This window comes from Rhodococcus sp. NPDC060090 (assembly GCF_042729855.1).
Classification (GTDB): Bacteria; Actinomycetota; Actinomycetes; order Mycobacteriales; family Mycobacteriaceae; genus Rhodococcus.
Window position 1 is genome coordinate 178,255 of the sequence record NZ_JBHWXB010000009.1, and the last position, 18,770, is coordinate 197,024.

Genomic DNA, 18,770 nt, shown 5'->3' on the forward strand with positions numbered 1-18,770 from the left:
TGTGCTGCATCGGGTCGACCCGAGTCTGCGAGGAGAGAAAGGGGGCACGGTCGTGACGGCTCCCTCGTCGCTGTTCGACTTCGATGACGCGACTGCACTCATCGAGGCAGATGTCGACGGCATCCTGCGTAGCGCCGCGCTCGGGGGCGCCCAGATTCGCGCGAGCGTCTCTGTCGCCGACGAGCACCTGCGTGACCGCCTGCAGGGCATCCATCCGCGCAGCGTCGTCCTCGTGGGCGGTAACGTCCGCGCCGGTCGCGCGGCCGAGATCGTGGTCGCTCTCTTCTCTGATCGCTGTGCAGTGCCGCTCGTGGCCGCTCCCACCACACCCCCGTGGGTGGGACCGCTGGACGTGGTGGTCGTCGCGGGGGACGATGCGGGCGATCCGACACTCGTTGCGTCCATCGACGGTGCGCTGCGGCGAAGTGCGGAGGTCGTGGTCGACGCTCCCGACGAAGGGCCGGTCCGGTCGGTGACCGCAGGTCGCGCGGTGCTGCTCGCGCCGCGCGTGCGCGTCCCGGCCGCTTATGCATTCGCGCGGCATCTCGCCGTGTTCTGCACAGTTCTCAAGTCGCTGGAGGCCTCCCGCCTCGGCAGCACGCTCCCCGATCTCGGGTCGATCGCAGATTCGGTCGACGCCGAGGCAGCGCGCGACCATCCGTCGAACGATGTCTTCGAGAACCCGGCGAAGGCGTTGGCCGCGCGGATGCTGTCGCGGCGGGTCGTGATCGCGGGGGATTCACCGGCGACGGCTGTGCTGGCGCGGCACTCCACGGATACGTTGTTGCAGATTGCCGGTGTGATCGCTGCACCTGCGGCACTACCGGATGCCTTGGTGGCGCGTGATCGGCTGCTCGACTCGACCGCTGCCTCCGACACATACGACCCGTTGTTTCACGACGAGGAACTGGACGGACCCGCACCGGTCGCACCCGTGCGGGTGTTCGTGCTCAGCACGGACGAGGATCGACCGGCCGCGCGACGTCGAGCCGCGGCACTACCGGATATGGAATTGGTGTCTGTTGTGGGGGAGTTCGAAGCCCGTGAGGTGCCACCTGCGCTCGAGCAGGTGGCGGTGCTGACCGTGCGACTGGAAATGGCTGCGGCCTATCTGCGGCTGGCCGGTGGTCGATAGTGCACCGTCTCGAAGGTGCAGTGCGCTCCTATGCGTGGGGTTCGCGCACTGCCATTGCCACGCTGTGCGGCAGGACCGTGCCGTCCGATCATCCGGAGGCCGAGCTGTGGTTCGGTGCGCACCCGGCCGATCCGGCTCGGGTGATCGATGACGGTCAGGGGTCGATGTCGCTGCTCGAGCTTCTCGACGAGGATCCTCCCGCGCAGCTGGGCGACGAGATCGTCGAACGATTCGGCCCGAGATTGCCGTTCCTGTTGAAGCTCCTCGCCGCGGAAGAACCGCTGTCGCTGCAGGCGCATCCCAGCGCCGCGCAGGCCGCCCAGGGATACGCACGTGAGGAAGCGTTGGGCGTGCCGCTCGATTCGCCGGTGCGCAATTACCGCGACCCGAATCACAAGCCCGAACTGGTCGTCGCGTTGACGCGTTTCGAGGCGCTCGCGGGCTTCCGTGATGCGGCGCGGACCGTCGAGCTTCTCGAGGCGCTGCCCGTACCCGAGCTGGAGCCGTATGTGGGCCTGCTCGCGGGTCAGCCGGATTCCGACGGGCTTCGAGCTCTGTTCACCACCTGGATCACGTTGCCGGCGCAAGCGTTGTCGGCGCTCGTCCCCCGTGTCCTGGATGGCTGTGTGACGTATCTCGCGACCGGCGGCGACGCTCCCCGAGAGTTCGTCGCCGAGGTGCGTACCGCGTTGCAGCTCGCCGAGATCTATCCCGGCGACGCGGGTGTCCTCGGGTCGTTGTTGCTGAACCGGATCACTCTGGAACCGGGCCAGGGCCTGTATCTCGACGCGGGCAACCTGCACGCCTATCTGCACGGGATGGGCATCGAGATCATGGCGAACTCGGACAATGTCCTGCGTGGTGGCCTGACTCCGAAGCATGTCGATGTGCCGGAGCTGTTGAGGGTGCTCGATTTCGGTGCACCCGGTGTCCCGATCCTCGAGGCGGACCCGGTGGGTCCGTATGAATGGCGGTATCGCGCGCCGGCTCCGGAGTTCGCCCTGTCTCGGCTCGAACTCGGCGCCGGCGACGCCGTGTCGCTGGCGCCGTGCGGGCCGCAGATCATGCTGTGCACGTCCGGTTCGGCGACGGTGGAATGCGGCGGCGAGAGCATCGAGCTGGGGCCGGGTCGCTCGGTGTGGCTTCCCGCGTCCGACCCGAAGCTGGAGATTCGTGCCGGAGACGCGGATGTGCAGGTATTCCGGGCCCGGCTCGGGGACGATGCGGACGGACAGTTCATGTCATGACAGCGAAGGTTCGGACGGTATAGATCGCTCGCATTCGGGGCGCTCCCATGGGGGCGCCCCTTTCCGTTCGCCTATGACCTCTTACAAAATTAAGAATTTGTCTAGACCGCGCACTTGTAGCCGCGTAGTGTCCATCATGTAGTGACATAGATCATTCATGCAGGATGAAGGGGGCTCGGGCATGGCCACGCACACGGAAGGGGTACAGAACCCACCCGCACCGCAATGGCGCGACCGCAAGCGATACCTGTGGCTGCTCGGTCTCGTTCCACCCACCGCGGTATTCATGGCCACGGCGTTGGTGTGGGGCGGTAATCGGCTAGGGCTGGACGCGGTCACCCCGGCTGTCTGGTGGATCGGGCCGATCCTCGTCTTCGTGCTCGTCCCATCTCTCGATCTTCTCTTCGGTCCCGACGGTGAGAATCCGCCCGACGACATCGTCGACGCGCTCGAGAGCGACCGATTCTACCGGTACTGCACCTACCTCTACCTGCCGTTCCAATTCGCGACGCTGGTGTGGGCGTGTTATCTGTGGTCCGCCGACAACCTGTCGTGGCTCGGCATCGACGGAGGCCTCGGTGTCGTCTCCGAGGTCGGACTCGCGATCTCGGTGGGCGTCGTGGCAGGAATCGGCATCAACACCGCGCACGAGCTCGGGCACAAGACGGTCCGGCTCGAGCGACGGTTGTCGCGGATCGCGCTCGCCCAGTCCTTCTACGGCCACTTCTACGTCGAACACAACCGTGGCCACCACGTCCGCGTCTCGACCCCGGAAGACCCGGCCTCTGCGCGGTTCGGGGAGAGCTTCTGGGAATTTCTGCCGCGCAGTGTGGTCGGGAGTCTGCGTTCTTCCTGGCGGCTCGAACGTGACCGGCTCGCGCGCCTCGGCCGTCCCATGTGGACGCTCCGCAACGAGGTGCTGAGCGCGTGGCTGATCTCGGTCGTCCTGTTCGCCGCGCTCATCGCAGTGTTCGGAACCGGGATCGCACCGTATCTTGTGATCCAGGCCGTGTTCGGTTTCAGCCTGCTTGAAGTCGTGAACTACCTCGAACACTACGGATTGCTACGTCAACGGACGGCGAGCGGTCGCTACGAGCGGTGCAGCCCCGCACACAGCTGGAACAGCGACCACCTGGTGACGAACGTCTTCCTCTACCACCTGCAGCGGCACAGCGATCATCACGCCAACCCGACCCGGCGCTATCAGACGCTGCGCAGCATGGAGATCTCGCCGCAGCTGCCCGCGGGGTACGCCACGATGCTCACCCTCGCGTACATCCCGCCGCTGTGGCGAAAGGTGATGGACCATCGGGTCCTCGCGCACTACTCCGGCGACATCTCCCGGGTGAACGTGCACCCGCGGCGCCGGGCCGCAATCCTCGCCCGCTACGCCGTGCAGGCGAATGTGGACCCGGCCCAGACCACAGACTTCGAGGAGAAGGCATGACAACCGACGAACACCGACTGTTCCGCTGCCTGGTCTGCGGGTTCGAATACGACGAGGCGCAGGGCTGGCCCGAGGAGGGTATTGATCCCGGCACCCTGTGGGACGACATCCCCGACGACTGGTCGTGCCCCGACTGCGGCGCCGCGAAGGCCGATTTCCAGATGGTCGAGATCGTGCGGCGATGAACGGTGCGCTTTGACGCACCCTCCGGGGCGTGAGAATGTCACCGTCATGGCACCGGAGCGCGGACAATCCCCTCGCCACTTCCACGAGGCGAGCCGGGTTCTGCTGCGCACAACCATTCTCGATGCGATGCGCGGACTGCTCCTGGAACGGGACTGGCCCGCAGTGACCATGAGCGATGTCGCTCGTGCAGCCGGAATCAGCCGGCAGACGCTCTACAAGGAATTCTCGTCCCGGCAGGGCCTCGCGCAGGGATACGCGCTGCGGCTCGTCGACGAATTCGCCGATGCGGTCGCGGACTCGGTATATGCCAACGTCGGCGACACGCGCACAGCCCTCGTCGACGGGTTCGCGTCCTACTTCGTCGCCTCGGCTGCCGACCCGCTCGTGCGTTCGTTGCTCGACGGCGACGCCAAGTCCGATCTGTTGCGCTTGATCACGACGGACGCAGCACCAATCCTCGAACGCGGCGCGGGCAGGCTTGCCGACACCTTCGAGAACAGCTGGATCTCGGCACCCGTCTCCGACGCCGAGATGCTCGCTCGCGTCGTGGTGCGCGTGGCGCTGAGTTTCATCTCGATGCCGCCGGCGTCCGGGTCGGATGTCGCGGCGGAGCTCGCCGACATTCTCGTGCCCTTCGTCGAGAAGGTCACCGTGACGGACTGAGCACACGGTGAACAGGGCTGCGTCGAACAGGGCTGCGTCGAACAGGGCTGCGTCGAACAGGGCTGCGTCGAACAGGGCTGCGTCGAACAGGACTGCGTCGAACAGGACTGCGTCGAACAGGACTGGGGGTCGAGCAGGACTGGGGGTCGAACAGGGCTGGGGCAGGTCCTACGCCCGCGCGTTGTATAGCCTGGTGGGCATCCACCGATTGCCGATAGGAAGAGGCCCCCGCACAGTGTCTGACACCACGCTTGTCGCCGACCAGATCAACGGACTCGATTTCAAGGTCGCCGATCTGTCGCTGGCCGAATTCGGCCGCAAAGAGATCCGCCTGGCCGAGCACGAGATGCCGGGTTTGATGACGCTGCGCCGTGAGTACGCGGAGGTCCAGCCGCTGAAGGGTGCGCGGATCTCGGGTTCGCTACACATGACGGTGCAGACCGCGGTCCTGATCGAGACCCTGGTCTCGCTCGGAGCGCAGGTCCGGTGGGCGTCGTGCAACATCTTCTCCACGCAGGACCACGCCGCAGCGGCGATCGTGGTCGGTCCCCACGGCACCGTCGAGGAGCCGAAGGGCGTGCCGGTCTTCGCGTGGAAGGGCGAGACCCTCGAGGAGTACTGGTGGGCGGCCGAGCAGATGCTCACCTGGCCCGACCAGCCCGCGAACATGATTCTCGACGACGGCGGCGACGCGACGATGCTCGTCCTCAAGGGCGCCCAGTTCGAGAAGGCCGGTGTCGTGCCGCCGACCGATGAAGACCAGGACTCGGCCGAATACCAGGTTTTCCTGCAGCTGCTGCGTGCATCGCTCGCTGCGGATTCGAAGAAGTGGTCCACGATCGCCGAGTCCGTGCAGGGCGTCACCGAAGAGACGACCACGGGCGTGCTGCGGCTCTACCAGCTCTCGGCCGCCGGTGAGCTCGTGTTCCCGGCGATCAACGTCAACGACTCGGTCACCAAGAGCAAGTTCGACAACAAGTACGGAACCAGGCATTCGCTGCTCGACGGCATCAACCGCGGCACCGACGTCCTGATCGGCGGCAAGGCAGCGCTGGTCTGCGGCTACGGCGACGTCGGCAAGGGTTGCGCCGAGGCTCTACGCGGCCAGGGCGCACGCGTGTCGGTCACCGAGGTCGACCCCATCAACGCGCTGCAGGCCATGATGGACGGCTTCGACGTGGTCACCGTCGAGGACTTCATCGGCCGGGCCGACATCGTGATCACCTCGACCGGCAACAAGGACATCATCACCTTCGAGCACATGAAGGCGATGAAGCACCAGGCGATTCTGGGCAACATCGGGCACTTCGACAACGAGATCGACATGGCGGGTCTCGAGCGGGCCGCCGACGTCACGCGGGTCAACATCAAGCCGCAGGTCGACGAGTTCCGTTTCGCCGACGGCCACACGATCATCGTGCTGTCCGAGGGACGGCTGCTGAACCTCGGCAATGCCACGGGTCACCCGTCCTTCGTCATGTCCAACTCCTTCGCGAACCAGGTCATCGCACAGGTCGAGCTGTGGACGAAGCCCGACGAGTACGACAACGAGGTCTACCGCCTGCCCAAGCACCTCGACGAGAAGGTCGCGCGGATTCACGTCGAGGCGCTCGGTGGCACGCTCACCAAGCTCACCAAGGACCAGGCCGAGTACATCGGTGTCGACGTCGAGGGCCCGTACAAGCCCGAGCACTACCGGTACTGATCCGGCCCGACCCGAGAGCCCGAGAAACGCAGCCGCATGGGTGTTCTGATCGTCGTCGAAGGTCTCGACGGAGCCGGTAAACGGACGTTGTCCGCCGGCCTCGTCGAGACCTGGCGTGCGCACGGTGCATCGGTGGCGACGCTCGCGTTCCCGCGATACGGGCAGTCCGTGCATGCCGACCTGGGAGCCGAAGCCCTGCGGGGCGGGCACGGAGATACCGCCGCAAGCGTCGAGGCCATGGCCCTGTTGTGGGCGCTGGATCGCCGCGATGCGGCGGGCGACCTCCGAAAGTTCCTCGCGGACAACGATATCGTGTTGCTCGATCGCTATGTGGCTTCGAACGCCGCGTACACCGCTGCGCGGCATCACGAGTCGGCATCAGGACCGTCGGTCGAGTGGGTGCGCGAACTCGAATTCGGCAGGTTCGGGCTTCCCTCGCCGGATCTGCAAGTGCTGCTGCGGGTCCCTGTGGATCTCGCGGCCGAACGCGCACGCAACCGGGAGGCCACCGACTCCACGCGCGATCGCGATGCCTACGAGCGCGATGGGGGCCTGCAGGCACGCACCGGTGAGGTGTACGACGGGCTCGCCGCAGACCGGTGGGTGTCGGAGTGGATTGTGGCCGGACCGGATTCCGACCCGCACCAACTCGCCGTTCAGATCTCAAATCTGCTTCACAACGGTCAAGGAGTGACACGATAGAGGTTATGAAGCCGAGGATTCTGGTTGTCGACGACGATTCCGCACTCGCCGAGATGCTCACGATCGTCCTGCGCGGTGAAGGGTTCGAGCCCTTCGTGGTGGGCGACGGGACTCAGGCTCTGGGCGCCGTGCGTGAGATCCGCCCCGATCTCGTCCTGCTCGACCTGATGTTGCCCGGAATGAACGGGATCGACGTGTGCAGGGTGCTCCGGTCGGATTCGGGTGTACCCATCGTCATGCTCACGGCGAAGTCGGACACCGTCGATGTCGTACTCGGCCTCGAATCGGGCGCCGACGACTACATCGTCAAGCCGTTCAAGCCGAAGGAACTCGTCGCCCGTGTACGGGCGCGGCTGCGTCGCACCGAGCAGGAACCCGCCGAGATGCTGTCCATCGGGGAGATCTCGATCGACGTCCCCGCGCACAAGGTCAGCCGTGGAGAGGAACAGATCTCCCTCACTCCCCTCGAATTCGACCTCCTCGTGGCGCTCGCGCGGAAGCCGCGGCAGGTGTTCACGCGTGAGGTGTTGCTCGAACAGGTGTGGGGATACCGCCACGCCGCTGATACCCGCCTGGTGAACGTTCATGTGCAGCGTCTGCGCGCGAAGGTGGAGAAGGATCCCGAGAACCCCGAGGTCGTGCTGACTGTCCGGGGGGGTCGGCTACAAGGCCGGACCGCCGTGATCCGTGGTTACCGTCTGCGGCGGAGGATCACACGGAGAACTCTGCCGCTGCTGAGGTGGTCACGCACGCTGAGCAGTGGGCTCGCACATACCTGGCGTCGATCACTTCAGCTGAGGGTCGTTGCGTCGACCCTGTCGTTGTCGCTGATCGTGATGCTCGTGCTGGGCGTAGTGCTCACCAGCCAGATCACCGACCGTCTTCTCGAGGTCAAGATCGATGCGGCCACCGAGGAGATGGAGCGCTCCCGCGCGCTGGTCGAAGCGCAGCTTGCAGGAGCCGACGACTCCGGTTCGCTGACCGTCCGGCTCGACGGGGCCGCGGCGACGCTGACCAACCGGGGGAGCGACGCGGGACAGGACACCGGTGTCGCCGGAACTTTCGATCCTGTCCTCATCGTCCCCGGCGACGGTCCGCGGGAACCTACGTCGAGTGGACCGGACGAGCAGATCCCCCAGAACCTGCGCGCCTTCGTCCAGAACGATCAGATCGCGTACCAGTTCGCGACGGTCGACGATCCGGACGGATATTCCGGACCGGCGCTGATCGTGGGCAGCCCGACGGAGTCCGATATCTCGACCCTCGAGTTGTATCTTGTGTTTCCCCTCGGCGGCGAGGAGCGCACCCTCGCGCTCGTCCGGGGAACACTCCTCGTCGGTGCCGGTGTGCTCCTGGTACTGCTGGCGGCGATCTCCATGATCGTGGCGCGGCAGGTCGTGCTGCCCATTCGGTCGGCGTCGCGCATCGCGGTGCGCTTCGCCGACGGCAGACTCAAGGAGCGCATGCCGGTGCGAGGCGAAGACGACATCGCACGCCTGGCGATGTCGTTCAACGAGATGGCAGAGAGCCTGTCGCGGCAGATCACTCAGCTCGAGGAATACGGAAACCTGCAGAAGCGGTTCACGTCCGACGTCAGTCATGAACTCCGAACTCCGTTGACCACAGTCCGGATGGCGGCCGATCTCATCCACGACGGCAGCGACGAACTGGACCCCTCGCTCAAGCGCGCGTCCGAACTGCTCGTCGCCGAACTCGACAGGTTCGAGTCTCTGCTGAACGACCTCCTGGAGATCAGTCGTCACGACGCCGGTGTAGCGGAACTCGCCTCCGAGCAACTCGACCTGCGCATGTGCGCGCGGGCGGCGATCGGCACGGTCCGTCACCTCGCGCGTGAGACCTCCACCGAATTGATCGTCGACCTGCCGGACGAAGCCGTGAACGCGGACGTCGATCCACGCCGGGTCGAGCGAATCCTGCGCAATCTGCTCGCCAACGCCATCGACCACAGCGAAGGCAAACCGATCCTGCTGCGCTTGCGCGCCGATGACAACGCCGCCGCATTCGTCGTGCGGGACCAGGGCGTCGGACTGCGCCCCGGTGAAGAGAAACTCGTCTTCAACCGGTTCTGGCGCTCCGACCCGTCGCGGGTGCGACGTTCGGGTGGCACCGGGCTGGGTCTGGCGATCAGCGTCGAGGATGCGAATCTGCACAACGGCAAACTCGAGGCCTGGGGCGAACCGGGTCGAGGTGCTAGCTTCCGGTTGACGTTGCCACGCGTACGGGGACGCAAGTCGGGCCGTAGCCCGCTCCCGCTCGTGCCCACGGCGGTTCACGCGGTCCAGGGCAAACCACCGCCGGCAGTGCCCGAGACCGACAGGGTCGTCGAGAATACCTCAGGCTCCGAACACACCGGAGCGAACGACAGCGCCGGAGCGAACGACAGCGCCGGAGCGAACGAGCATGTCCCATCGGAAGGAGCCGCGACATGAGCCGCCCATGTTCACGTGTGCTCGGCCCGATGATCGTGTTGCTCTCAGCGCTCGCGTTGGTGGTGTCGGGCTGCGCGAGCCTGCCCGATTCGTCGTCGCCTCAGGCCATCGGGACGATCGACCGCGGCCCTGCGACGACGGAGGTCCCCGAACCCGAACCCGGACGCGAACCGGACCTGCTCCTGCGCGACTTCCTCCAGGCGAATACCGACCCCACCAACCGGCATGTCGCCGCCCGGCAGTTCCTCACATCGGAGATGTCGGCTCGGTGGGACGACGCCGCCAGCGCCACCATCGTCGACAAGGTCGACGTGCTGGCCGAGGAACGCGACGACAACACCGCGAAGTACGTCGTGCGCGCGAACATCGTCGGACACCTTGAAGAAGGCGGCCTCTACCGCGCCGACGACGGTGATCTGGAAGCGAAATTCACGCTGGTCCGCAATGACGGCGAATGGCGGATCGATGAGATGCCGCCGGGCGTGATCATGGACAAGCCCCGCTTCCTCAACAGTTATCAGCGCCGGTCGTTGTATTTCGTCACCCCTGACGGCAACACCGTGGTGCCCGATCCCCGGTGGATCTCCGGAACACCCGAGCAAGCGGCCACGCAATTGATCGGACTTCTCATCGAGGGTCCCAAACCCTCGCTCGCGCCCGCGGTCCACAACGAGTTGGCCGGCGCAACAATCCTCGGGGCGATCACCAAGGCAGACGGTAGGACCACTCAGGTCGGTGTGGGTCTGGGCGGGATCCGGGTGGATTTCGGTGGGCTCTCGTCGTTGGAGGAACCGGCCCGGGAACTCCTCGCCGCCCAGGTGATCTGGACTCTCGCCAATGCCGAGATCGGCGGACCCTACATCCTGCTCTCCGACGGACAGCCACTCGACGAGCGCTTCCCGAACGGGTGGACCACCGCGGACGTGGCGTCGATGAACCCGCTCGCGACGTCGGGCACGCCGATCGGGTTGCACGCGCTGCTCAGCGGTGCCTTCGTCAGTGTCGCGGAGACCGGAGTCACCCCGGTCCAGGGCTACTTCGGGTCTACGGACAATCTTCGGTCGGTCGGGATGTCGCGGGACGGCGCGCTCCTCGCTGCAGTCGCAGACACCGGCCGGCCGGCGCCGGAGCCCGCCGCCGAACTCGTGGTCGGCGCCTACAACGACGGCTCCCCCGAGCCTGCCGTCGAAGGGGAATCGATCACCCGACCGTCGTGGTCGCCCAACGGCAATTCCGTGTGGGCGGTGGTCAACGGCACAGCCGTCGTGCGGGCCGTCAGGGAGCCCGGGAGCGGGCGAGTGACCGTCGTGGGGGTCGAGGCCGGAGCGATCCGCGCACTCGGCGGCCGGGTCAGCGAACTGCGTCTGTCCCGCGACGGCGTGCGCGCCGCGATGATCATCGACGGTCGTGTCTATGTCGCGATCGTCGTGCAGACTCCGAACGGAGAGTTCTCTCTCACGAGTCCACGCGAGATCGCCTTCGATCTGGGTGGCCCGGCACTGTCGTTGGACTGGAGCACCGCCGATACCGTCGTGGTGTCGCGGTCGGCCTCCGACATCCCGGTCGTGCAGATCGCGATCGACGGATCGAGGATGGACGCGCTCCCGAGCCGCAATCTCACCCCGCCCGTCGTTGCGGTCGAGGCGTCGACCACCACCGAGTTCGTCGCCGACACACGAGCGGTGTTCCAGCTCAACAACAGCGACCCTGCAGGTGACCGTTACTGGCGGGAGGTTCCCGGCCTGGCAGGATTGACCGCGGTGCCGGTGCTACCGGGCTGACGACACTGAGCTGTCGTACCTGGTGGGCACACTGTGCGGATGCTGTCGGAGTTGCTCGATCTGGTGCTTCCCGTCCGCTGCGGTGGCTGCGATGCGCCCGGTACGCCATGGTGTCGTGAGTGTGCGCGAACGTTGAACGACCCGCCGGCGCAGGTGCGTCCGCGCGTGGATCCGACGGTGCCGGTGTGGACGCTCGGGGCGTACTCCGGTGCCCGTCGCAGTGCCGTCGTGGCCGCGAAGGAGCGTGGTCGCCGCGACCTCGCGGCACCGCTCGGGTTGGCGTCGGCGGTCGCGATTGCTCGTCTGCGGCGGTGGGGTGAGTTACCGGCCGGGCCGCTGATCGTGGTGCCGGCCCCCACTCGTATCCGAGTGGCGCGTGCGCGTGGGGGAGACCCGGTCACGAGGATGGCCCGGTGCGCGGCGTCCCACGATCCGTCGCTTCACGTACATCCGGTGTTGGTCACGGGCGCGAGGGTGCGCGATTCGGTGGGCCTGTCGGCGGCTCAGCGACAGATCAATCTCGCGGGCAGGATCTCGATTCGTGCAGACTCCGTACCTCGGGGACTTCCGGTGTTGGTGATCGACGACATCGTCACCACCGGAGCGACCACGGCGGAAGCTGTCCGAGTCCTCCGGAAAGCGGGGTTTCGGACGTCCGGAATTCTGGTGATCGCACGTGCCTGAGTGCGCCTGTGTGATACGCGGGTAATCGCCGGAAAAGTGAATTCGATCGGAACAGTGGCGGACCTTCCGGTTACGTACTACCGTCGGCCACAGACCCGGAAACAACAAGGTAGACGGGTAGAAATACTCGATCTTCTCGTTCCGGGCGGAGCGCCCAGGCGCTCATCGATCTGCCGGTGCGCGTGCTGCACCGGCCGTACTCGGGAGGTACGAGTGACGACCCCTTCGAAGTCCACCGTCGCGGTCGCCGACACCGGCGAATCCGCTCCGCAGACCGCGAACGCCGATGTCGTGGTGAAAGGCCGCAACGTCGAGGTCCCTGATCATTTCCGGATCTACGTGTCGGAGAAGCTAGCTCGGCTCGAACGATTCGACCCCACGATCTTCCTGTTCGACGTCGAACTTCAGCACGAGCGCAATCGTCGTCAGATGAAGAGTTGTCAGAGGGTCGAGATCACCGCTCGAGGTAAAGGGCCCGTCGTCCGCGCTGAAGCTGCGGCCGACAGTTTCTACGCCGCATTCGAATCGGTGACGGCCAAGCTCGAATCTCGACTGCGTCGCACGAAGGACCGCCGCAAGGTGTCCTACGGGGACAAGACCCCGGTGTCGGTTGCGGAAGCGACGGCAGAGCTCGCGCAGGACGACTCCCTCGGGATCTCGCCTGATCTCCACTTCGACGGATACGAGCAGGAGCCCGACGGGCCCGGCCGGATCGTCCGCACGAAGGAACACAAGGCAGATCCGATGTCGGTCGACGACGCACTGTACGAGATGGAACTCGTGGGCCACGACTTCTACCTTTTCTACGACAAGGAGAGCGACAAGCCATCGGTGGTGTACCGCCGTCACGCGTTCGACTACGGGTTGCTCCGACTCGGATGATGCCCGTGTGAGATGGCGATGAGGTAGTGGCCATCGCCGTTCGTTCGAGTGAACGCCTACCATGGAATCCGGCCGGGGTCCGAAAGGCCTCGGCCGGATTTTCTTGTCCGTGCAGGTACCCGAGATTGAGGACGAACACACCAGTGCTGTCGCTGACGAAGCTGCTCCGATTCGGTGAAGGTCGCATGGTCAAGCGGCTCAAGCACATCGCAGAGCACGTCGAATCCATTGCCCCGGAGTTCGAGACCCTGACCGATGCGGAGCTGCAGGCCAAGACCGCCGAGTTCCGTGGTCGTATTCAGGACGGGGAAACCCTCGACGACCTGCTGCCCGAGGCGTTCGCCGCGGCGCGGGAAGCATCGTGGCGTGTCATCGGTCAGAAGCACTACACCGTCCAGATCATGGGTGGCGCGGCGCTGCACTTCGGCAACATCGCCGAGATGAAGACCGGTGAGGGCAAGACCCTGACCTGCGTTCTTCCGGCCTACCTCAATGCTCTGTCCGGTGACGGCGTGCACGTGGTCACCGTCAACGACTACCTCGCCAAGCGAGACTCCGAATGGATGGGTCGTGTCCACCGGTTCCTCGGTCTCGAAACCGACGTGATCCTGTCCGGTCTCACCCCCGCCCAGCGTCGCGCTGCATATGCGTCCGACATCACGTACGGCACGAACAACGAGTTCGGCTTCGACTATCTGCGCGACAACATGACGCACTCCCTCGACGACCTGGTACAGCGCGGACACAACTTCGCGGTCGTCGACGAGGTCGACTCGATCCTCATCGACGAGGCCCGTACGCCGCTGATCATCTCGGGACCGGCAGATGCGTCGAGCAAGTGGTACGCGGAGTTCTCGAGGATCGTGCCGATGCTGAAGCTCGATGTCCACTACGAGGTGGACATCAAGAAGCGCACCATCGGTGTGCACGAGGCAGGCGTCGAATTCGTCGAAGACCAGCTCGGCATCGACAACCTGTACGAGGCGGCGAACTCCCCGCTGGTCAGCTACCTCAACAACGCGATCAAGGCGAAAGAGCTCTACACCAAGGACAAGGACTACATCGTCCGTGACGGCGAGGTCGTCATCGTCGACGAGTTCACCGGGCGTGTGCTCTCCGGCCGCCGCTACAACGAGGGCATGCACCAGGCGATCGAGGCCAAGGAAAGGGTCGAGATCAAGGCGGAGAACCAGACCCTCGCCACCATCACGCTGCAGAACTACTTCCGCCTCTACGACAAGCTCTCGGGCATGACCGGCACGGCCGAGACCGAGGCAGCCGAGCTCCACCAGATCTACGACCTCGGTGTCATCCCGATCCCGACGAACCGTCCGATGGTCCGCGTCGACCAGGGCGATCTCATCTACAAATCCGAGGAAGCGAAGTTCGCTGCCGTGGTGGACGACGTCGTCGAGCGGCACCATAAGGGCCAGCCGGTCCTGATCGGCACGACCAGCGTCGAACGCTCGGAGTACCTGTCGAAGCAGTTCACCAAGAAGGGTGTTCCGCACAGCGTCCTCAACGCGAAGTTCCACGAGCAGGAGGCGCAGATCATCGCGGAGGCCGGCCGGTCGGGCGCGGTCACTGTGGCGACCAACATGGCCGGTCGCGGTACCGACGTCGTGCTCGGTGGCAACCCCGACATCCTTGCGGACATCGCATTGCGCAAGCGCGGCCTGGATCCGGTCAACACGCCGGAGGAGTACGAGGCCGCGTGGGACCCGACCCTCGAGCAGATCAAGGCCGACGTCAAGGTGGACGCCGACCGGGTGCGTGAGGCGGGCGGACTGTATGTCCTCGGCACCGAGCGGCACGAGTCGCGGCGTATCGACAACCAGTTGCGTGGCCGGTCCGGTCGACAGGGCGACCCGGGTGAGTCGCGGTTCTACCTCTCACTCGGCGATGAGTTGATGAGGCGCTTCAACGGCGCGGCACTCGAGTCGATCATGACCCGCCTCAACCTGCCCGACGATGTCCCGATCGAGGCGAAGATGGTGTCGAAAGCCATCAAGAGTGCACAGACACAGGTCGAGCAGCAGAACTACGAGATCCGCAAGAACGTGCTCAAGTACGACGAGGTGATGAACCAGCAGCGCACCGTCATCTACGAGGAGCGTCGCCGGATCCTGCGTGGCGAGGACCTCGAAGGCCAGGTCGAGCGCATGCTCACGGATGTGGTCACCGCATACGTCGACGGTGCGGCTGCCGAAGGTTATGTCGAGGACTGGGACCTCGAGCAGCTGTGGACCGCGCTCAAGACGCTCTACCCGGTCACCGTGGATTACAAGTCACTCGTCGAGGAGAACGAGGACATCGACCGCGACGAGCTGCGCGAGATCTTGCTGCAGGATGGGCGCGAGGCATACGCGCGTCGCGAGGCCGAGATCGAGGGCATCGCCGGTGACGGCGCGATGCGCGAACTCGAACGGCGGGTATTGCTCTCCGTCCTCGACCGGAAGTGGCGTGAGCACCTCTACGAGATGGACTACCTCAAGGAGGGCATCGGCCTGCGGGCAATGGCACAGCGCGACCCCCTCGTCGAATATCAGCGTGAAGGCTTCGACATGTTCACGGGCATGCTCGAGGGCCTCAAAGAGGAATCGGTCGGCTTCCTGTTCAATCTGCAGGTCGAGGCGAACGCTCCCCAGGCACAGGCAGCCGGCGGTGGGGTTGCGGTCACGCCTTCGTCCGCAGCCGCGGCTGCCCGCAACGCGCCGTCGCTGACCAAGCCTGCCCAGCAGCCTCAGCAGCAGGCGGGCAGGCAGCCCATGCCGCCGAGGCAGCCCGCTCCTGCGCCCGCTCCGGCAGCGCTGCGAGCGAAAGGGCTCGACGAGACCGAGCGTCGGCTGACGTACACGGGACCGGCAGAGGACGGTCGCGCCCACGTTGCCCGGAGCAGCTCGGGTCCGAGCGAGGCGTCGGGACCACAGCAGGGTGGCACGCGGCGGGAACGTCGGGCCGCTGCCCGCAAGGACACCAAGGCAAATCGGCAGGGCTGATCACCCCACGATCGAGCACTCTCAGCCGAGCCACAGGGTCGTGATGACCCAACCGTGACGGTTGTGTCCGCGTGCCGGGGCGCGCACGACCCGTCCGGCCATCGCGAACACACGATGCCCGCGTGCGTAGGATCCGAACAGTTCTGCCGTGCGGGCATCGCGCGTCTGTAGGCGTGCGCGCAGAACGACGGCCGAGTCCGCGTCGGACCGGGCATGACGTGCGGCGCTGAACGTCGTGACCAGCGCCGGTGTGAGCACCGTCGAGAGTTGAGTATCCGGTCGGCGGCCGTCCACGACTTCGAGGACGAGCCTCACCGCGAGATCTGCGAACCGATGCGCACTCGGATCGATGTCCGGACTCAGCGGCGTTCCCAGTGGGATCCGCGAGCGAATCCGATCCGCGGCCACACGGGTGCGTCCGGACCGGCCGGAGTGTGGTGTGGTCCTGCGTAGGGAGTGTGGCCGGTGCGCGGTGCAGGATTCCTGCACCGGAGGCTCGAAAAGTGGAATGGGTCGGATGAAGCGGCCCGACTGCGGACGTGACATGCGCGAAACCCCCGGAGCATCGATCTCTACCGGCCGGCGGATGCCGGTCGGTGGTGGGCTCCGGGAGAGGACGGAACCAGACACATCGTGACATATCGTCCTGCAAGGAGCTCGGTGACGTCGGCGTGGCGAAACCGGACGAAGGAAGTTATCTCCCGGCTGCACAGCGGTTGGCTCCGGAACCGTCGCCATGCGTGTTCATCGACGATCTCGTCGTGAACGTGCGCGGCGCTGCCGCGGCGGGGATGGTCGGTGTCCACCATGACGTTCCGCGCGCGATGAGGGCAGGGTTGGCCGTACTCTTCAGTATCGACGAGGCATCGGAAGTTGCCGACGGGATCGAGGGGGACGCTTCGCTATGACGAGCCGTATGACGGCCCAGGACGCATCGTTCTACTACCTGGAGACGAGTAACACTCCGATGCACATCGGATCGCTGGCCATCCTCGAACCCCCGGAAGGCGGACTCGAGTACGAGAGCGTCGTCCGCCTCGTCGAGAAGCGTCTCCCCGAAGTCGCGCGGTACCGGCAGAAGGTACGCGAAGTGGCCTTCGGTATGGCGCGTCCGGTCTGGGTCGACGACCGGGATTTCGACATCACCTACCACGTACGACGCTCGGCGCTGCCCCGGCCCGGATCGGACGAGCAGCTGTTCGACCTGATCGCACGTCTGATTTCCCGTCCCCTCGATCGCACCCGCCCCCTGTGGGAGATGTATCTCGTCGAAGGCCTCGCCGACGGCCGGGCCGCATTGTTCACCAAATCCCATTCCGCCCTCGTGGACGGCGAGGACTCCCTCGAGATCGGCCAAGTGCTGTTCGACCGCACCCCCGAACCGCGCGAGGTCCCCGAAGAACTCTGGATGCCCGAGCAGGAGCCATCGGACACCGCGCTGTTGGTGGGTGCATTCGCGGGTTCGGTGGCGCGACCCGGTGAGGGAGTGGCCGCCGTGCGTACGGCGCTCGGCGATCTCGCGTCCACCGTCGGGGAGACCGTCGATGTGGTGGGCAGGCTCGCGAGAACGGCTGCGCAGTCCGCGCCGGAATCACCGTTGAACGCGTCGATCTCACGCAGCCGCAGGTTCACGGTCGTGCAGTCCGGACTCGGGCCCTACCGAACGATCCACGCGCGCTACGGATGCACGATCAACGACGTGGTCCTCGCCGTCATCGCGGGTGCCTTGCGGTACTGGCTGTTGTCGCGTGGAGAGCCGGTCACGGAGGCGACCACGGTGCGTGCGATGGTGCCGATGTCGGTGTACACACAGGAGCCGGAAGGAGCCGTCGGCGACGGCGACACCATCCAGGTCCATCCTCAGGGCGAGGTGTCGTCGTTCCTCGTGGACCTGCCTGTGGGTGAACCGAATGCGGTGGTGCGTCTGTCGCACATCTCGCATGCGGGTGAGGCCTATTCGCGACAGCGGAGACGTATCGCGGCGCAGACGATGATCCGGTTGTCCGGCTTCGCTCCCGCCACGATGCACGCGGTGGGGGCACGGGTCGCGTCGGGGTTCTCGCAGCGGATGTTCAATCTCATGATCACCAATGCCCCGGGGCCTCAGCACGCGCTGTACCTCGCGGGGGCACGCGTTCTCGCGATGTACCCGGTGTCGCCGTTGCTCAAGACACAGGCGCTCAGCGTTGCCCTCACGTCGTACGACGGCAACATCTACTACGGTTTGAACGCAGACCGCGATGCCATGCCCGATGTGGATGTCCTCGCATCGTTGCTGCACGAATCACTCGAGGAGTTGTTGGATGCCAGTAGGTGAGAAGTGACGCGCGTCTATGTGCCTGCGACGCTCGCGATGTTGCAGCGGCTCGTGGCCGAAGGGGAGATCGATGCGGTGAGCGGGACGGCTTTCGCTGTCACTGCGGCTCTGCGTGAGGCGTACACGGCAGGCGACGACGACGAGCTGGCCGAGGTTGCGATGGCAGAGGCCGCGCGCGCTTCGCTGCGGCTGCTCGCGGCAGAGGATGCCGACGGGACGCTCGGAACCAGGCGGGTCGTTGTCGCGGCCGACGTCGATGGCGCGAGGCCCCGCCCCGATCTCGACGACGCGGTGGTCAGGCTCGACGCGGCGGTGCCGATGTCGGCTGTCGCGTCGGTCCACGTCGACCTGGGTGAGGCGTCGAGCGATGTCGAGCGTGCCGTGGCTGTGATCGATGCGGCCGACCTCGGGGACGAAGAAGCGGAGTTCGTGCTCGGTGACGCGGAGGACCACGAACTCGCGTGGTACGCCGCTCAGGAACTACCATTCCTGCTCGAGCTCCTCTGACGAACCGGTAACCTACGCCACCGTAACTTCTGTTAACCTACGGTGGCGTAGGAATCGGCGAGGAG

General features: G+C 65.8%; 16 protein-coding genes and 1 pseudogene. 16 read left to right on the forward strand and 1 reads right to left on the reverse strand.

The window, feature by feature from the left end; genetic code table 11:
• Positions 1-52 precede the first annotated feature (52 nt).
• The 13 genes and pseudogenes from ACFWCF_RS14595 to secA all read left to right on the forward strand — a co-directional run bounded on the left by ACFWCF_RS14595 (position 53) and on the right by secA (position 15,881).
• Positions 53-1,135, forward strand: coding sequence for a tobH protein (locus ACFWCF_RS14595; protein WP_378562452.1), 1,083 nt, complete (start codon positions 53-55; stop codon positions 1,133-1,135).
• Positions 1,135-2,382 (forward strand): mannose-6-phosphate isomerase, class I, encoded by a 1,248-nt coding sequence (gene manA, locus ACFWCF_RS14600; RefSeq protein ID WP_378562454.1) that lies wholly within the window; start codon positions 1,135-1,137, stop codon positions 2,380-2,382. The genes ACFWCF_RS14595 and manA overlap by 1 nt, the downstream gene beginning before the upstream one ends.
• A gap of 181 nt (positions 2,383-2,563) precedes the next feature.
• Positions 2,564-3,829 carry an alkane 1-monooxygenase gene (locus tag ACFWCF_RS14605; RefSeq protein WP_378562457.1) on the forward strand — a complete coding sequence of 422 codons (1,266 nt, stop codon included), beginning with the start codon at positions 2,564-2,566 and terminating at the stop codon, positions 3,827-3,829.
• Complete coding sequence (locus ACFWCF_RS14610) at positions 3,826-4,014, forward strand: rubredoxin (RefSeq protein WP_378562460.1); 189 nt, start codon at positions 3,826-3,828, stop codon at positions 4,012-4,014. The genes ACFWCF_RS14605 and ACFWCF_RS14610 overlap by 4 nt, the downstream gene beginning before the upstream one ends.
• 46 nt (positions 4,015-4,060) lie before the next feature.
• Positions 4,061-4,678 carry a TetR family transcriptional regulator gene (locus tag ACFWCF_RS14615; RefSeq protein WP_378562463.1) on the forward strand — a complete coding sequence of 206 codons (618 nt, stop codon included), beginning with the start codon at positions 4,061-4,063 and terminating at the stop codon, positions 4,676-4,678.
• 235 nt (positions 4,679-4,913) lie between these two features.
• Positions 4,914-6,383 carry an adenosylhomocysteinase gene (ahcY, locus tag ACFWCF_RS14620; RefSeq protein ID WP_378562466.1) on the forward strand — a complete coding sequence of 490 codons (1,470 nt, stop codon included), beginning with the start codon at positions 4,914-4,916 and terminating at the stop codon, positions 6,381-6,383.
• 36 nt (positions 6,384-6,419) lie between these two features.
• Positions 6,420-7,085 carry a dTMP kinase gene (locus ACFWCF_RS14625; protein ID WP_378562469.1) on the forward strand — a complete coding sequence of 222 codons (666 nt, stop codon included), beginning with the start codon at positions 6,420-6,422 and terminating at the stop codon, positions 7,083-7,085.
• A 5-nt stretch (positions 7,086-7,090) separates the two neighbouring features.
• Positions 7,091-7,769, forward strand: a pseudogene (mtrA, locus tag ACFWCF_RS14630) (MtrAB system response regulator MtrA).
• Positions 7,766-9,535 (forward strand): MtrAB system histidine kinase MtrB, encoded by a 1,770-nt coding sequence (gene mtrB, locus ACFWCF_RS14635; RefSeq protein ID WP_378562472.1) that lies wholly within the window; start codon positions 7,766-7,768, stop codon positions 9,533-9,535. The pseudogene mtrA and the gene mtrB overlap by 4 nt, the downstream one beginning before the upstream one ends.
• A complete protein-coding gene (gene lpqB / locus ACFWCF_RS14640; protein WP_378562475.1) occupies positions 9,532-11,316 on the forward strand; it encodes an MtrAB system accessory lipoprotein LpqB in 1,785 nt (594 codons plus the stop codon). Before mtrB ends, lpqB begins: the two co-directional genes overlap by 4 nt.
• A 39-nt stretch (positions 11,317-11,355) precedes the next feature.
• Positions 11,356-12,000 (forward strand): ComF family protein, encoded by a 645-nt coding sequence (locus tag ACFWCF_RS14645; protein WP_378562478.1) that lies wholly within the window; start codon positions 11,356-11,358, stop codon positions 11,998-12,000.
• Positions 12,001-12,213: 213 nt separating this feature from the next.
• On the forward strand, positions 12,214-12,882 hold the full coding sequence (gene hpf, locus ACFWCF_RS14650) for a ribosome hibernation-promoting factor, HPF/YfiA family (RefSeq protein WP_378491570.1): 669 nt from the start codon (positions 12,214-12,216) through the stop codon (positions 12,880-12,882).
• A 185-nt stretch (positions 12,883-13,067) separates the two neighbouring features.
• Positions 13,068-15,881: a preprotein translocase subunit SecA gene (secA, locus tag ACFWCF_RS14655; RefSeq protein ID WP_378562599.1), complete on the forward strand. Its 2,814-nt coding sequence runs from the start codon at positions 13,068-13,070 to the stop codon at positions 15,879-15,881.
• Positions 15,882-15,902: 21 nt separating this feature from the next.
• Here secA and ACFWCF_RS14660 read toward each other — a convergent pair whose 3' ends face one another.
• Entirely contained in the window at positions 15,903-16,289 is a 387-nt protein-coding gene (locus ACFWCF_RS14660; RefSeq protein ID WP_378562481.1) for an Rv3235 family protein, read from the reverse strand.
• A 263-nt stretch (positions 16,290-16,552) separates the two neighbouring features.
• On the opposite strand from ACFWCF_RS14660, the gene ACFWCF_RS14665 reads away from it, so the two are divergent.
• From ACFWCF_RS14665 to ACFWCF_RS14675, 3 genes are read left to right on the forward strand one after another with little or no spacing between them, the layout of a single operon-like run.
• A complete protein-coding gene (locus ACFWCF_RS14665; RefSeq protein ID WP_378562484.1) occupies positions 16,553-16,789 on the forward strand; it encodes an HAD-IA family hydrolase in 237 nt (78 codons plus the stop codon).
• Positions 16,786-18,198 (forward strand): wax ester/triacylglycerol synthase family O-acyltransferase, encoded by a 1,413-nt coding sequence (locus tag ACFWCF_RS14670; RefSeq protein WP_378562487.1) that lies wholly within the window; start codon positions 16,786-16,788, stop codon positions 18,196-18,198. The genes ACFWCF_RS14665 and ACFWCF_RS14670 overlap by 4 nt, the downstream gene beginning before the upstream one ends.
• A 3-nt stretch (positions 18,199-18,201) precedes the next feature.
• Positions 18,202-18,705, forward strand: a complete 504-nt coding sequence (locus ACFWCF_RS14675; RefSeq protein WP_378562490.1) for a DUF6912 family protein — start codon at positions 18,202-18,204, stop codon at positions 18,703-18,705.
• Positions 18,706-18,770: the final 65 nt, after the last annotated feature.

Excerpts from the sequence above, each read along its gene's own strand:
- ACFWCF_RS14605 (WP_378562457.1), top strand. The coding sequence starts at position 2,564 with ATGGCCACGCACACGGAAGGGGTACAGAACCCACCCGCACCGCAATGG.
- ACFWCF_RS14610 (WP_378562460.1), top strand. The coding sequence starts at position 3,826 with ATGACAACCGACGAACACCGACTGTTCCGCTGCCTGGTCTGCGGGTTC.
- ACFWCF_RS14615 (WP_378562463.1), top strand. The coding sequence starts at position 4,061 with ATGGCACCGGAGCGCGGACAATCCCCTCGCCACTTCCACGAGGCGAGC.
- ACFWCF_RS14625 (WP_378562469.1), top strand. The coding sequence starts at position 6,420 with ATGGGTGTTCTGATCGTCGTCGAAGGTCTCGACGGAGCCGGTAAACGG.
- lpqB (WP_378562475.1), top strand. The coding sequence starts at position 9,532 with ATGAGCCGCCCATGTTCACGTGTGCTCGGCCCGATGATCGTGTTGCTC.
- ACFWCF_RS14645 (WP_378562478.1), top strand. The coding sequence starts at position 11,356 with ATGCTGTCGGAGTTGCTCGATCTGGTGCTTCCCGTCCGCTGCGGTGGC.
- secA (WP_378562599.1), top strand. The coding sequence starts at position 13,068 with ATGGTCAAGCGGCTCAAGCACATCGCAGAGCACGTCGAATCCATTGCC.
- ACFWCF_RS14670 (WP_378562487.1), top strand. The coding sequence starts at position 16,786 with ATGACGAGCCGTATGACGGCCCAGGACGCATCGTTCTACTACCTGGAG.